Origin of the sequence: Micromonospora purpureochromogenes, assembly GCF_900091515.1 — a bacterium.
In the GTDB taxonomy this organism is placed as follows: domain Bacteria; phylum Actinomycetota; class Actinomycetes; order Mycobacteriales; family Micromonosporaceae; genus Micromonospora; species Micromonospora purpureochromogenes.
The window spans coordinates 4,989,604-5,005,568 of the sequence record NZ_LT607410.1 but is presented as its reverse complement, the minus strand read 5'-3'; the positions used below and the strand labels follow the sequence as shown (position 1 = coordinate 5,005,568).

Here is a 15,965-nt window from a genome sequence, read left to right as displayed (position 1 = left end):
GCATGGCGGAGGACGGCAAGCTTCTCGACTACCTGAAGCGGGTGACGGCGGATCTCACGCAGACCCGCCAGCGGCTCCAGGAGGTCGAGGGCGTCGAGCGGGACCCGATCGCGATCGTCGCGATGGCGTGCCGCTACCCCGGGGACGTGCGGACCCCGGAGCAGCTCTGGGACCTGGTGGCCGGCAGCGTGGACGCGGTCGGCCCGCTCCCCACCGATCGGGGCTGGGACCTCGCCCGGCTGCTCGCCGACGACCCCGACCGGATCGGCACCAGCTACGTCGCCGAGGGCGGCTTCCTCGCCGAGGCCGCCGAGTTCGACGCCGCCTTCTTCGGCATCTCCCCGCGCGAGGCGGCGGCGATGGACCCGCAGCAGCGGCTGATGCTGGAGGTCTCCTGGGAGGTGCTGGAACGCGCCGGCATCGCCCCCGACGCCGTCCGGGGCAAGCCGGTGGGCGTCTTCACCGGCTCCGGCTACCAGGACTACGGCGACCTGCTCAACGCCGCACCGGAGGCGGCCGAGGCGTACCTGGGGACCGCGGCGGCGGCCTCGGTGATCGCCGGGCGGGTCGCGTACACGCTGGGGTTGGAGGGGCCCACGCTGACCGTGGACACCGCCTGCTCGTCGTCGCTGGTCGCGCTGCACCTGGCCGGGCAGGCGCTGCGCCGGCGCGAGTGCACCCTCGCGCTGGCCGGCGGGGTGATGGTGATGTCCACCCCGGCGCCGTTCGTGGCGTTCAGTCGTCAGCGCGGGCTCGCCCCCGACGGCCGCTGCAAGGCGTACTCCGACGACGCCGACGGCACCGGTTGGGCCGAGGGCGCCGGCGTGCTGCTGCTCGAACGGCTCTCCGACGCCCGCCGCAACGGCCACCCGGTGCTCGCCGTCGTGCGCGGCAGCGCGGTCAACCAGGACGGCGCGTCCAACGGCCTCACCGCACCCAGCGGGCCGGCCCAGCAGCGGGTCATCCGCGCCGCCCTGGCCAACGCGCAGCTCCCGCCCGGCGAGGTCGACGTGGTCGAGGGGCACGGCACCGGCACCACCCTCGGCGACCCGATCGAGGCGCAGGCGCTGCTCGCCACGTACGGGCAGGACCGGCCGGCGGACCGGCCGCTCTGGCTCGGCTCGCTGAAGTCCAACTTCGGGCACGCGCAGGCCGCCGCCGGGGTCGGCGGTGTGATCAAGATGGTGCAGGCCATCCGGCACGGCCTGCTGCCGAAGAGCCTGCACGTCGGCACCCCGTCGTCGCACGTGGACTGGACGCCGGGGACCGTCCGCCCGCTCGCCGAGGCGCTGCCCTGGCCCGAGCTGGGCCGCCCCCGCCGGGCCGGGGTCTCCTCCTTCGGCGTCAGCGGCACCAACGCGCACGCCATCATCGAGCAGGCTCCCGAGGAGGAGCCGGCCGAGGTCACGACGCCGGAGCCGGCGCCGTCGGGGCGTACCCTCGCCTGGGTCCTGTCGGCCCGCGACCCGCAGGCGCTGCGCGCGCAGGCCGCGCGGCTCGCCGCCGTCGCGGCCGGGCCCGACCCGGCCGACGTCGGGCACGCCCTGGTCACCGGCCGCTCGGCGCTGGACCACCGCGCGGTCGTCACCGGTACGGACGCCGCCGCCCTGCTGGCCGGACTGGCCGCCCTCGCCGACGACCGCGACGCCGCCAACCTGGTACGCGGCACCGCCCGCACCGACGCCCGGGTGGCCTTCGTCTTCCCCGGTCAGGGCTCGCAGTGGGCCGGGATGGCGGTCGAACTGCTCGACTCGTCGCCGGTCTTCGCCGCGAAGATCGCCGAGTGTGCCCACGCGCTGGCACCCTTCGTCGACTGGGACCTGGTCGACGTGCTGCGCGGCGTGCCCGGCGCGCCCACCCTCGACCCGGTCGACGTGGTGCAGCCGGTGCTCTGGGCGGTGATGGTCTCGCTGGCCCAGCTGTGGCGCAGCCACGGCGTCGAGCCGGCCGCCGTGGTCGGCCACTCGCAGGGCGAGATCGCGGCGGCCTGCGTCGCCGGTGCGCTCACCCTCGACGACGGCGCCCGGGTGGTCGCCCTGCGCAGCCAGGTCATCGCCGCCGAGCTGGCCGGCCTGGGCGGGATGATGTCGGTCTCGCTGCCCGCCGACGCCGCCCGCGAGCGGCTCGCCGGCTGGGCGGGGCGGCTCTCCCTCGCCGCCGTCAACGGCCCCGGCTCGGTGGTGGTCTGCGGCGAGGTGGACGCCCTCACCGCGTTCCAGGCCGAACTGGCCGCCGAGGAGATCCGCACCCGGATGATCCCGGTGGACTACGCCTCGCACTCGGTCTTCGTCGAGGGCATCCGGGACCGGCTCGCCGAACTGCTCGCCCCGGTCCGACCCCGCACCGCGGAGGTGCCGTTCTACTCGGCGGTCACCGGTGCCCTGCTGGACACCACCGCCCTCGACGGCGGCTACTGGTACACCAACCTGCGGCAGACCGTGCTCTTCGCCGACGCCACCCGGGCGATGCTCGCCGACGGGCTGACCGTCTTCGTCGAGCCCAGCGCCCACCCGACGCTCAAGGTCGGTATCGAGGAGACCGTCACCGACGCCGGTGTCCCGGCCGTCGTGGTCGGTACGCTGCGCCGCGACGACGGCGGACCGGACCGCTTCGCCGCCTCGCTCGCCGAGGCGTACGTGCACGGCGTCGCGGTGGACTGGCTGCCGCTGTTCCTCCGGCGGCCGGGGCGGCGGGTACAGCTGCCGACGTACCCGTTCCAGCGTCGCCGGCACTGGCTGGACGCGGCCGCCACCGGCGCCGGCGACGTCACCGGCGCCGGCCAGCGCCCCGCCGACCACCTGCTGCTCAGCGCGGTCGTCGCCACCCCCGCCGACGACGGGGTGGTGCTCACCGGACGCATCTCCACCGGCAGCCACCCGTGGCTGGCCGACCACGCCGTCGCCGGCGCCGTGCTGGTCCCCGGCACCGGCCTGGTCGAGCTGGCGCTGCGCGCCGGCGACGAGGTCGGCTGCCCGGCCGTCAGCGAGCTGACCATCGGTGCGCCGCTGGTGCTCGCCGACGGTGCCGGCGTGCAACTGCGGGTCGCCGTCGGCGCGGCGGGGGAGCGCGGGACCCGCCCGGTCAGCGTCTGGTCCCGGGCCGAGGACGCCACCCCCGACGCGCCCTGGCAGCGGCACGCCACCGGCCAGCTCGCGCCGGCCACCGCCCGTCCCGCCGACGACCTGCGGCAGTGGCCGCCGGCCGGCGCCACCGCCGTGGACGTCGCCGGCCTCTATTCGGAGCTGGCCGACGCCGGGCTGGCGTACGGGCCGGTGTTCCAGGGGCTGCGGGCCGCCTGGCGCGCCGGCGCCGAGGTGTACGCCGAGGTGGAACTGCCCGAGGAGGCCAGCGCCGACGCCGAGCGCGCCGACCTGCACCCCGCCCTGCTCGACGCCGCGCTGCACGCGGTCGCCCTCACCGACGCCGTCGACGACCGGGCGCTGCTGCCGTTCGCCTTCACCGGCGTCACCCTGCACGCGGTCGGGGCGTCCAGCCTGCGGGTGCGGATCACCCCGCTGCGGGCCGGCGAGGTCGCCGTCTCCGCCGCCGACGCCACCGGCGCGCCGGTGCTCTCACTGGACTCCCTCGTCCTGCGGCCGCTTCCGGCCGACCTCGCCCCGGCGGCGGTCGGGCCCGTCGCCGAGGCGCTCCACCGCACCGCCTGGACGCCCGTGCCCACCCCGCCGCCGGCGCCCGTCCAGGTCGGACGGTGGGACGCCCGCGAGGTCGCCGACGTGGTGGTGCTGCCGGTCACCGGTGGCGCCGACGCGGCGTCGGTGCACGACACCACCCGCCGCGTGCTCGCCGACCTCCAGGAGTGGCTGGCCGACGACCGGTACGCCGCCAGCACCCTGCTGGTGCTCACCCGCGGCGCGGTCGGCCGCGACGGCGAGGACGTCACCGACCTGGCCGGCGCCGCCGTCTGGGGGCTGGTCCGCTCCGCCCAGTCGGAGCACCCGGACCGGATCGTCCTCGCCGACCTGGACATCGAGGTCGCCGACGCGGTGGCCCTGGCGCCGACCCTCGTCGCCGCCGGTGAGCCGCAACTGCTGCGACGCGACGGTGACCTGCTCGCGACCCGGCTGGTCCGCGCGCCGGCCACCGACGAGGAGCCGCGGGCCGGCCGGATCGACCCGGCGGGCACCGTGCTGGTCACCGGCGCCAGCGGCACCCTCGCCGCCATCGTCGCCCGCCACATGGTCCTCGCCCACGGGGTACGCCACCTGCTGCTGCTCAGCCGGCGTGGACCGGCCGCCCCCGACGCGGCCGACCTGGCCGCCGAACTGACCGGCCTCGGCGCCTCGATCGACCAGGTCGCCTGCGACGTCACCGACCGGGCCGCCCTCGCCGCAGTGCTGGCCGACGTCCCGGCCGGACGGCCGCTGACCGCGGTGGTGCACACCGCCGGCGTGCTCGACGACGGCACCATCGCCTCGCTCACCCCCGAACAGCTCGACGCCGTGCTCGCCCCGAAGGTGGACGCGGCGCTGCACCTGCACGAGCTGACCCGCGACGCGGACCTCGGCGCGTTCGTCCTGTTCGGCTCCGCGGCCGGCGTGATCGGCGCGCCCGGGCAGGGCAACTACGCGGCGGCGAACGCGTTCCTCGCCGGCCTCGCCGCGCACCGCCGGGCCCACGGGCTCGCCGGCCAGTGCCTGGCGTGGGGGTTCTGGGCGCAGGCCACCGGCATGACCGGGCGGCTCGGCGGCGTCGACCGGGCGCGCATCTCCCGCAGCGGCATGATCGGCCTCACCGTCGACGAGGGGCTGACCCTGCTCGACGTCGCCCTGGACCGCCCCGACGCCCTGCTGCTGCCGGTCCGCTTCGACCTCGCCGCCGTACGCGCCCAGGGCGACGTGCCGGCGCTGTTCCGTACCCTGCTGCCGGTCGCCCGGCGCAGCGCCGCCGGGGTACGCGCCGACGCCGGCTCCCTGGTGGACCGGCTGCTCCGGCTGCCCGAGGCGGACCGCGAGCAGGCGCTGCTCGACCTGGTGCTGGACCGGGTGGCGCTGGTGCTCGGCTTCACCTCCGCCGCCGCCGTCGCCCCGGAGCGGGCGTTCCGCGAGCTGGGCTTCGACTCGCTCACCGCGGTCGAGTTCCGCAACCGGCTCAACCAGACCCTCGGGCTGCGGCTGCCGGTCACCGCGGTCTTCGACTACCCCTCACCGGCCGGGCTGGCCCGCTTCCTGCTCGACGAGCTCTCCGGCACCGCCGCCGTGGCGTCCGCCGTGGCGGCGGCGAAGCCGGTCGACGAGCCGATCGCCATCGTCGCGATGAGCTGCCGTTTCCCGGGCGGGGTCAGCTCGCCGGAGGAGCTGTGGCGGCTGGTCGCCGACGGGGTGGACGCGATCGGCGACTTCCCGGCCGACCGGGGCTGGAACGTCGACCAGCTCCACGACCGCGACTTCACCACGCCGAACAGCAGCTACACCCGCTCCGGCGGCTTCCTCCACGACGCCGCCGACTTCGACCCCGCGTTCTTCGGGATCAGCCCGAACGAGGCGCTGGGCATGGACCCGCAGCAGCGGCTGCTGCTGGAGTGCGCCTGGGAGACCTTCGAGCGGGCCGGCATCGAGCCGGCGACGCTCAAGGGCAGCCCCACCGGCGTCTTCGCCGGCCTGATGTACCACGACTACCCGGCCAACAGCGGCACCGGCGCGGTGGCCTCCGGCCGGGTGGCGTACGTGCTGGGTCTGGAGGGGCCGGCGGTGACCATCGACACCGCCTGCTCGTCGTCGCTGGTGGCGCTGCACCTGGCCGCGCAGGCGCTGCGGTCGGGGGAGTGCGACCTGGCGCTGGCCGGCGGGGTCAGCGTGATGGCCACCCCGGAGATCTTCGTCGAGTTCAGCCGGCAGCGGGCACTGTCGCCGGACGGCCGCTGCCGCGCCTTCGCCGCCGCCGCGGCCGGCACCGGCATCGCCGAAGGCGCCGGGTTCCTGCTGGTCGAGCGGCTCTCCGACGCCCGCCGCAACGGTCACCCGGTCCTCGCCGTGGTGCGCGGTTCGGCCGTCAATCAGGACGGCGCGTCCAACGGCCTGACCGCGCCGAACGGCCCGTCACAGCAGCGGGTGATCAGGGCCGCGCTCGCCTCGGCCGGCGTCCCGGCCGCCGAGGTCGACCTGGTCGAGGCGCACGGCACGGGCACCATCCTCGGCGACCCGATCGAGGCGCAGGCGCTGCTCGCCACGTACGGCCGGGAGCGCCCCGTCGACCGGCCCCTCTGGCTGGGCTCCGTCAAGTCGAACCTGGGCCACACGCAGGCGGCGGCCGGGGTGGCCGGGGTGATGAAGGTCGTCCTCGCCATGCGGCACGGGGCGATGCCCCGGACGCTGCACGTGGACGCGCCGTCGCCGCAGGTGGACTGGTCCGCCGGTGCGGTGGAGCTGTTGACCGAGGCGCGGCAGTGGCCGGTGAACGGGCATCCGCGCCGGGCCGGCGTGTCGTCGTTCGGCATCAGCGGCACCAACGCGCATGTCATCATCGAGCAGGCCCCGGCCGACACCCCGGCGCCGGCCAGCCCTGCCCGGGACGCCGCCGGTCCGCTCATGCCCTGGCTGGTGTCCGCCCGGTCGGAGGCGGCGCTGCGGGCCCAGGCCGGGCGGCTCTCCGCGTACGCGGGGGAGCACCCCGACCTGCGCGACGGCGACATCGGGTGGTCCCTCGCCACCGGACGGGCCCGGTGGGAACGGCGGGCCGTCGTCCTCGGCGCCGACCGGACCGAGCTGCGGCGCGGCCTCGACGCCCTCGCGGCCGGCACGCCCGACCCGACGCTGGTGTCCGGCGTGGCCCGATCGGGTGATCGGTTGGCGGTGCTGTTCACCGGTCAGGGTGCGCAGCGCCTGGGTATGGGTCGCTCGCTGCACGCGGTGTTCCCGGTGTTCGCCGCCGCGTTCGACGCGGTGGTGGCGGAGTTGGACGCGCACCTGGACCGGCCGCTGCGTGACGTGGTCTGGGGTGACGATGAGGAGCTGATCGGCCGGACGGGTTACGCGCAGGCGGGGTTGTTCGCGGTTGAGGTGGCCCTGTTCCGGCTGGTGGAGTCGTGGGGTGTGCGGCCGGACTTCGTGGCGGGGCATTCGATCGGTGAGCTTGCTGCCGTGCACGTGGCCGGAGTGCTGTCGCTGGCGGACGCCGCAAGGTTGGTGGCGGCGCGGGGTCGGTTGATGCAGGCGTTGCCGGCGGGTGGGGCGATGGTGGCCATTCAGGCGTCGGAGGAGGAGGTGCGGGCGGCGCTGGCGGGTCCGGGTGTGGTGGTCGGGTCCTTTGGAGCTGATGTCGTAAACGACTCAACCGCCACCGACACCGCCACCGACAACGGCGACGGCACTGGCGCTGGTCGGGGCGCGGCCAACGGCTTCGGCATTGGTGACGGCATCAGTCGGACCGCAGGTGCCGCCAGTGTGGACATCGCCGCCGTCAACGGCCCCCGGTCGGTGGTCATCTCCGGCCCCGAAGCGGCCGTGCTGCACATGGCCGAGCACTTCGCCAAGCTGGGACGAAAAACGACCCGCCTCCGGGTCAGCCACGCGTTCCACAGCCAACTGATGGACCCGATGCTCGACGAGTTCCGGGCCGTCGCCGCGGAGCTGACCTACGCCGAGCCGCTGTTCCCGGTCGTGTCGAACCTGACCGGCGCCCTGGCGAGCAGTGAGCTGACCGACCCGGACTACTGGGTGCGTCACGTCCGGGAGGCGGTCCGCTTCGCCGACGGCATCACCGCCCTGCACCAGGTGGGAGCGACCACGTTCCTGGAACTCGGTCCGGACGCCGCGCTCACCCCGATGATCCAGGGCATCCTTCCCGACGACGCCACGACGATCCCCACCCTGCGCCGGGGACACGACGAGCACCGGCAAGCCCTGACCGCCCTGGCCAGGCTGCACGTCACCGGCACCACCGTCGACTGGACCGCACTGCTCACCGGCACCCGCGTCGAGCTGCCCACCTACCCGTTCCAGCGGCAGCGCTACTGGGCCGACGCGCGGGAGTACTGGGCCGACGCGTGGGCCGGGGCGGGCGACGGCGAGGTGGTCGCCGCCGGCCTGGCCGCGCTGCGCCACCCGCTGCTCGGCGCCGAGGTGGTCGTACCGGACTCCGGCGAGGTGGTGCTGACCGGACGGGTCTCGCTCGCCACCCACCCGTGGCTCGCCGACCACGCCGTCGCCGGGACGGTGCTGCTGCCCGGCGCCGCCCTGGTCGACCTGGCCGTGCACGCCGGTGACCGGGTCGGCTGCCCGCACCTGGTCGAGCTGACCCTCCAGGCGCCGCTGCCGCTGCCCGACCGCGCGGCGGTCGTGCTGCGGGTGGTCGTCGGCGGGGCCGACGAGGCCGGCAACCGTACCGTCGCCGTCTACTCCGGGGACGACGCCGAGGACAACGCCTGGACGGCACACGCCACCGGGCTGCTCTCGGCGTCCGTACCCGCACCGGGCGCGCCGCTGGACGCCTGGCCGCCGGCCGGCGCGAGCCCGCTTCCGGTGGACGACGGCTACCGGCGGCTGCTCGCCGACGGCTACGCGTACGGGCCGACGTTCCAGGGCCTGCGGGCGGCCTGGCGGCACGGCGACGAGGTGTACGCCGAGGTCGTGCTCCCCGAGCCGGCCCAGCCGGACGCCGCCCGCTTCAGCCTGCACCCCGCGCTGCTCGACGCCGGCCTGCACGCCGCCCTGCTCGACGCCGCCGACCGCGACGCCGCCGACCCGTCGACCGGGGACGCGTTGCTGCCCTTCTCCTGGAGCGGGGTGTCCCTGCACGCCGCCGGCGCGACCGCGCTGCGGGTACGCATCACCCGCCGCGGCCCCCGCAGCGCCACCGTCACGGTGGCCGACGCGGCGGGGCAGCCGGTGCTCACCGTCGACTCGCTGGACTACCGCGCGGTCAGCGTCGACCAGCTCGACCCCGGCGCCCGGCCCGAGGCGATGTACCGGCTCGACTGGGCGCCGCTGACCACGCCCGCCCCGCCGGCCGGGACCGGGTCGGTCGTGCTGGTCGGTACGCCACCGGCGGGCGCGGCGGAGCTGCCGGCCCACCTCGACCTCGCCGCGCTCGCCGATGCCGTCGACGCGGGTGCCCCGCTGCCCGACCGGGTGCTGGTCACCGTGCCGTCGTTCACCGGAGACGACGTGCCGGCGCGACTGCGCGCGGCGGTGGCGTGGACGTTGCGGCTGACCCAGGACTGGATCGCCGACGCCCGCTTCGGCGCGGCCCGACTGGTGCTGGTCACCACGGCGGCCGTACCGGTGGCCGCCGGCGAGGTGGACCTCGCCACCGCGCCCCTGTGGGGCCTGGTCCGGGCGGCGGAGGCCGAGCATCCGGGCCGGTTCGCGCTGCTGGACGTCGACCGTACCGTCGAATCGGGTCGCTGCCTGCCCGCGGCGCTGGCCTGCGGCGAGCCGGAGGCGGCGCTGCGCGGCGGCGAGATCCGCGTGCCGCGGCTGGTCCGCGCGGCGGAGGCCGTGACCCCGGCCGCGCCGCACGAGCACGGCACCGTCCTGGTCACCGGCGGCACCGGCGGCCTCGGCGCGCTGGTCGCCCGGCACCTCGTCACCGAGCTGGGCGTCCGGCACCTGCTGCTGACCAGCCGGCGCGGCATCGACGTGCCCGGCGCCCGCGACCTGGTCGCGGAGCTGGCCGACCTGGGTGGCGACGTCACCGTCGCCGCCTGCGACGTCGCCGATCGGGACGCGCTGACCCGGCTGCTGGCCAGCGTGCCCGCCGCCCGTCCGCTGACCGGGGTGGTGCACGCTGCCGGAGTGCTCGACGACGGCGTTCTCGCCGCGCTCACCCCCGAGCGGGTCGACGCCGTTCTCGCCCCCAAGGCGACCGCCGCCTGGCACCTGCACGAACTCGCCCGTGACCTGCGGATGTTCGTGCTCTTCTCGTCGGCGGCCGGGGTGCTCGGCGCGCCCGGCCAGAGCGGCTACGCCGCCGCGAACGTCTTCCTCGACGCCCTGGCCGCGCACCGCCGCGCCGCCGGGCTGCCCGCCGTCTCGCTGGCCTGGGGACTGTGGGCGGCCGACGGGATGGGCGACCGGCTCACCGCGGCCGAGCTGCGCCGGCTGGGCCGCAACGGCTTCCCCCCGCTCACCCGCACCGAAGGGCTGGCCCTGTTCACCGCGGCGCTCGACGCCGCCGATCCGCTGCGGGTGCCGGTCAAGCTCGACCTGCCGGCCCTGCGCGCGGTAGCCGCCAGTCAACCCCTCCCGGCCGCCCTGCGCGGCCTCGTCCCGCCGGCCCGGCCGGTCGCGCGAGCCGGCGCGACCGCGCCGGCCGGCGGTCACGACCTGCGCCGCCGGCTCGCCGGCCGGTCCGGGTCCGAGCGCCGCGAGGCCCTCCTCGATCTGGTACGCGTCGAGATCGCCGCCGTGCTCGGCCACGCCACGGTGGACGCCGTCCAGCCCGACCAGGCGTTCAAGGACCTCGGCTTCGACTCCCTGTCGGCGGTGGAACTGCGCAACCGGCTGACCGCGGTGACCGGGCTGCGGCTGCCCGCCACCCTGGTCTTCGACCACCCCACGGCTCTCGCCGTGGCCGCGCACCTCGACGAGGTGCTCACCCCCGGCGAGGCGGCCCCGACCACCGACGCCCCGGCGGCGCGGCCGGCCGACGAACCGATCGCCGTCGTCGCGATGAGCTGCCGCTTCCCCGGCGGCGTCGGCTCACCCGAGCAGCTGTGGCGGCTGGTCGCCGACGGGGTGGACGCGATCAGCGACTTCCCCGCCGACCGGGGCTGGGACGTCGACGGCATCTTCCACCCGGAGCGGGGCGCCGAGGGGCGGACCTACTCCCGTTCCGGCGGCTTCCTCGCCGACGCCGCCGAGTTCGACGCCGGCTTCTTCGGCATCAGCCCGAACGAGGCGGTGGCGATGGACCCGCAGCAGCGGTTGCTGCTGGAGTGCGCCTGGGAGACCTTCGAGCGGGCCGGCATCGACCCGGGCAGCCTCAAGGGCAGCTCCACCGGCGTCTTCGCCGGCGTGATGTACCACGACTACCAGGACAACACGAACACCGGATCGATCGCCTCCGGCCGCGTCGCGTACGCCTTCGGGTTGGAGGGGCCGGCGGTCACCGTCGACACCGCCTGCTCGTCCTCGCTGGTCGCGCTGCACCTGGCCGCCCAGGCGCTGCGGTCCGGGGAGTGCACGCTCGCGCTCGCCGGCGGGGTGACCGTGATGGCCACCCCCGACACCTTCGTCGAGTTCAGCCGGCAGCGCGGGCTCGCCCCGGACGGCCGGTGCAAATCCTTCGGGGCGGGCGCCGACGGCACCGGCTTCTCCGAGGGCGCCGGCCTGCTGCTGGTGGAACGCCTCTCCGACGCCCGCCGCCACGGCCACCCCGTCCTCGCCGTGGTACGTGGCTCGGCGGTCAACTCCGACGGCGCGTCGAACGGCCTGACCGCGCCGAACGGCCCCGCCCAGCAACGGGTCATCCGCGCGGCGCTCACCGCGGCCCGGGTGCCGGCCGCCGAGGTGGACGTGGTCGAGGCGCACGGCACCGGCACCACCCTCGGTGATCCGATCGAGGCGCAGGCGCTGCTCGCCACCTACGGGCAGGACCGTCCGGCGGACCGGCCGCTCTGGCTGGGTTCGGTCAAGTCGAACGTCGGCCACACCCAGGCCGCCGCCGGGGTGGCCGGAGTGATGAAGATGATCCTGGCGATGCGGCACGGGCTGATGCCCCGCACCCTGCACGCCGAGGAGCGCTCGCCGCAGGTCGACTGGTCCGCCGGCGCGGTCGAGCTGCTGACCGAGGCACGCGAGTGGCCGGCGAACGGGCGTCCGCGCCGGGCCGGCATCTCCTCCTTCGGACTCTCCGGCACCAACGCCCACGTGATCATCGAGGAGGTGCCCGCCGACGCTGACGCGTCCACGCCCCGACCGGTCGACGGCCCGGTGCCCTGGCTGCTGTCGGCGCGGTCCGACACCGCCGTACGCGACCTCGCCGGACGGCTGGCCGATCTCGCCGCCCGGATCGACCCGGCCGACGTGCCGGCGGCGGGCCGGACGCTCGCCACCGGACGGGCGCTCTTCGCCCACCGGGCCGTGGTGCTCGGCGCGGACGCGGCGGAACTGTCCGCCGGCCTGACCGCCCTGGCCGCCGGCGCTCCCGGTGTGGTCACCGGCGTGGCCCGGCCGGGTGGTCGGCTGGCGGTGCTGTTCACCGGTCAGGGTGCGCAGCGCCTGGGGATGGGTCGCTCGCTGCACGCGGTGTTCCCGGTGTTCGCCTCGGCCTTCGACGCGGTGGTGGCGGAGCTGGACGTGCACCTGGCTCGGCCGTTGCGTGAGGTGATCTGGGGTGATGACGAGGAGCTGATCCGCCGGACGGGTTACGCGCAGGCGGGGCTGTTCGCGGTTGAGGTCGCTCTGTTCCGGCTGGTGGAGTCGTGGGGTGTGCGGTCGGACTTCGTCGCCGGGCACTCGATCGGTGAGTTGGCTGCCGTGCATGTGGCTGGGGTGTTGTCGCTGGCGGACGCGGCGCGTCTGGTGGCGGCGCGGGGTCGGTTGATGGAGGCGTTGCCGGCCGGTGGGGCGATGGTGGCCATTCAGGCGTCGGAGGAGGAGGTGCAGGCGGCGCTGGCGGGTTCGGGTGTGGTGGTCGGGTCCCTTGGAGCTGATGTCGTAAACGAATCGGCCTCCAACGGCAACGGCAACGGCAACGGCGTCGGCGGGGCGGCAGGCGCTGGTGTGGACATCGCGGCCGTCAACGGTCCCCGGTCGGTGGTCATCTCCGGCCCCGAAGCGGCCGTGCTGCACGTGGCCGAGCACTTCACCAAGCTGGGGCGGAAGACGACCCGACTGCGGGTCAGTCACGCGTTCCACAGCGGGTTGATGGACCCGATGCTCGACGAGTTCCGGGCCGTCGCCGCGGAGCTGACCTACGCCGAGCCGCAGCTTCCGGTCGTGTCGAACCTGACCGGTGCCCTGGCGAGCAGCGAGCTGACCGACCCCGACTACTGGGTCCGGCACGTCCGTGAGGCGGTCCGCTTCGCCGACGGCATCGCCTCCCTGCATGAGGCGGGAGCGACGACGTTCCTGGAACTGGGTCCGGACGCCGCGCTCACCCCGCTCGTCGAGGGAATCGTGACCGACGCGGTCGTGGTGCCCAGCCTGCGACGGGGACACGACGAGCAGCGGCAATTCCTGACCGCCCTGGCCAGGCTGCACGTCACCGGCACCACCGTCGACTGGACCGCGCTGCTCCCGCAGACCACCCGCGCCGTCGACCTACCCACCTACCCGTTCCAGCGGCAGCGGTACTGGCAGCGGACCAGCACCGCCGACGGGGACCTCGGCGCGGTCGGGGTCGACGTCGCCCGGCACCCGCTGCTCGGCGCTGCCGTCACCCTCGCCGGCTCGGACAGCATCGTCCTCACCGGACGGCTCTCCGTGCACACTCAGCCCTGGCTCGCCGACCACGTGGTGGGCGACGCGATCCTTCTGCCGGGCACCGGTTTCGTGGAACTGGCGCTCAGCGCGGGCGGACAGCTCGGCTGCGACAGGCTCACCGAACTGGTCCTCGAGGCGCCGCTGGTCGTACCGGACCGCGGCGGGGTCATCGTCCAGGTGCTGCTCGGCGCGGCCGACGAGGCGGGCGGCCGGGCGGTCACCGTCCACTCCCGGGACGGCGGACCGGACCAGCCGTGGACCCGGCACGCCACCGGCGCCGTCGCCCCGGCCACCCGGCCGCCGTCGGTCGACCTGGCCGCGTGGCCGCCGCCGGGCGCCGTCCCGGTCGACCTCACCGGACGGTACGCCGCCCAGGCCGCCGCCGGACTGGCGTACGGGCCGGCGTTCCAGGGGCTGCGCGCCGCGTGGACCGCCGGCGAGCAGGTGTACGCCGAGGTGGCCCTGCCGACCGGGAACGGTGCCGACGACGGGTACCGGATGCATCCGGCCCTCCTCGACGCCTGCCTCCAGGCGGTCGGCCTCGACGCCGGCCAGGTCGGGCCGGTCCGGCTGCCGTTCGCCTTCGCCGGCGTCACCGTCGCGGTGCCCGACGCCACCACCGTCCGGGTCCGGGTCACCCCGGCCGGCGACGGGGTGCGCCTCGACATCGCCGACGCCGCCGGTCTGCCGGTCGCCTCGGTGGAGTCGCTCACCCTGCGGGAACTCTCCGCCGCCCAGCTCGCCGCCGGCCGGCCGGAACCGCTGTACCGGCTGGCCTGGCAGCCCGCCGCACCGGTGGCCGTGCCCCCGGTGCGCTGGGCGGCGTGGGAGGACGTCCGCGAGGACGTACCCGAGGTGGTGGTGCTGCGGTCGGAGCCCGGCCGGGACGCCGCCGCCGTGCACCGGGCGACCCACCGGGCCCTGGAACGGGTCCAGACCTGGCTCGCCGACGACCGGAACGCCCGGTCCAGCCTGGTGGTGGTCACCCGGGGGGCGGTCGCGGTGGCCGACGAGGAGGCCGGCGACCTGGCCGGCGCCGCCGTCTGGGGGCTGGTCCGCTCCGCGCAGTCGGAGCAGCCCGACCGGATCGTCCTGGCCGACCTCGACGCCCCGGACGACCCGGCAGCGCTCGCCCTGGCCGTCGCCACGGGGGAACCGCAGGTCGCCGTCCGCGCCGGCGTCGTCCACGTCGCCCGGCTCGCCCGGCTCGCGGCCACCCCGGACGCCCCGGCGGCCAGCGTGTTCGCCGGGCAGGGGACGGTGCTGGTCACCGGCGCGACCGGCCTGCTCGGCCGGCTCGTCGCCCGGCACCTGGTCACCACGCACGGCGTACGCCGGCTGCTGCTCACCAGCCGGCGGGGCGCCGCGGCGGCCGGGGCGGACGACCTCGTCGCCGAGCTGACCGCGCTCGGCGCGGACGTCCGGCTCGCCGCCTGCGACATGGGCGACCGGGACGCCGTGGCGGCCCTGCTGGCCGGGCTCGACCCGGCGCACCCGCTCACCGGGGTCGTGCACTCCGCCGGGGTGCTCGACGACGGGGTGATCGGGTCGCTCACCCCGGACCGCGTCGACGTCGTGTTCCGCCCCAAGGTGGACGCGGCGCTGCACCTGCACGAGCTGACCGCCGACCTGCCGCTCACCGCGTTCGTGCTCTTCTCCTCCGCCGCCGGTGTGGTCGGCAACCCGGGCCAGGGCAGCTACGCCGCCGCCAACGCCTGCCTCGACGCGCTCGCCGCGCACCGCCGGGCCGCCGGCCTGCCCGCCCAGTCGCTCGCCTGGGGAGCCTGGGCCGGCGACGCGGGGATGGCCGCCGACCTCACCGCCGGCGACCGGGCCCGCGTCGAGCGGACCGGCGTCCGCCCGCTCACGCCCGCCGAGGGGCTCGCGCTGCTGGACACGGCCGCCGCCACCGACGCGGCGGTGGTCGTACCGGTGGCGCTGGACCTGGCGGCGCTGGCCGGCGTACCCGACCTGCCGCTGCTCTTCCGCGGCCTGGTGCGGCGACCGGCGCGCGCCGGTGGCGGGGCCGGACCGGACGCCGCGGCGCTGACCCGGCGGCTCGCCGCGCTGCCGGCCGACGAGCGCGAGGCCGCGCTGCTCGACGTCGTGCTCACCCAGGCGGCGGCGATCCTCGGGCACGCCGGCCCGCAGGACGTCGACCCGGACCGGGCGTTCCAGGAACTCGGCTTCGACTCGCTGAGCGCGGTGGAGTTCCGTAACCAGCTCAACACCGCCACCGGCCTGCGGCTGCCCGCGACGCTGATCTTCGACCACCCCAACGCGCGGGTCCTCGCCGCGGAACTGGGCACCGCGCTCGCCCCGGCGCCGGCCGACGGGCTGCCCGAGGACCGGGTGCGGGAGGTCCTCCAGGGCATCCCGCTGAGCCGGCTGCGGGAGGCCGGGCTGCTGGACCGGCTGCTCGAACTCGGTGGGCTCGCCCCCACGCCGGACCCGGCCACGGAGGACGACGGGACCGGCCGCTCGATCGACGAGATGGACGCCGACGACCTGATCAGCATGGCGCTGGGCGACCAGGACCTCGACGACCTCATGACGGGAGACCCTCGATGACCGACGACA

At 76.2% G+C, this 15,965-nt stretch carries 1 protein-coding gene; it reads left to right on the top strand.

All coding sequences use genetic code 11. From position 1 onward, the window contains the following. The first annotated feature begins 2 nt into the window (after positions 1–2). Positions 3–15,956: a type I polyketide synthase gene (locus tag GA0074696_RS32010; RefSeq protein ID WP_088963014.1), complete on the top strand. Its 15,954-nt coding sequence runs from the start codon at positions 3–5 to the stop codon at positions 15,954–15,956. Positions 15,957–15,965: the final 9 nt, after the last annotated feature.

Coding starts and splice junctions, on each gene's coding strand:
- GA0074696_RS32010 (WP_088963014.1), top strand. CDS start 3: ATGGCGGAGGACGGCAAGCTTCTCGACTACCTGAAGCGGGTGACGGCG.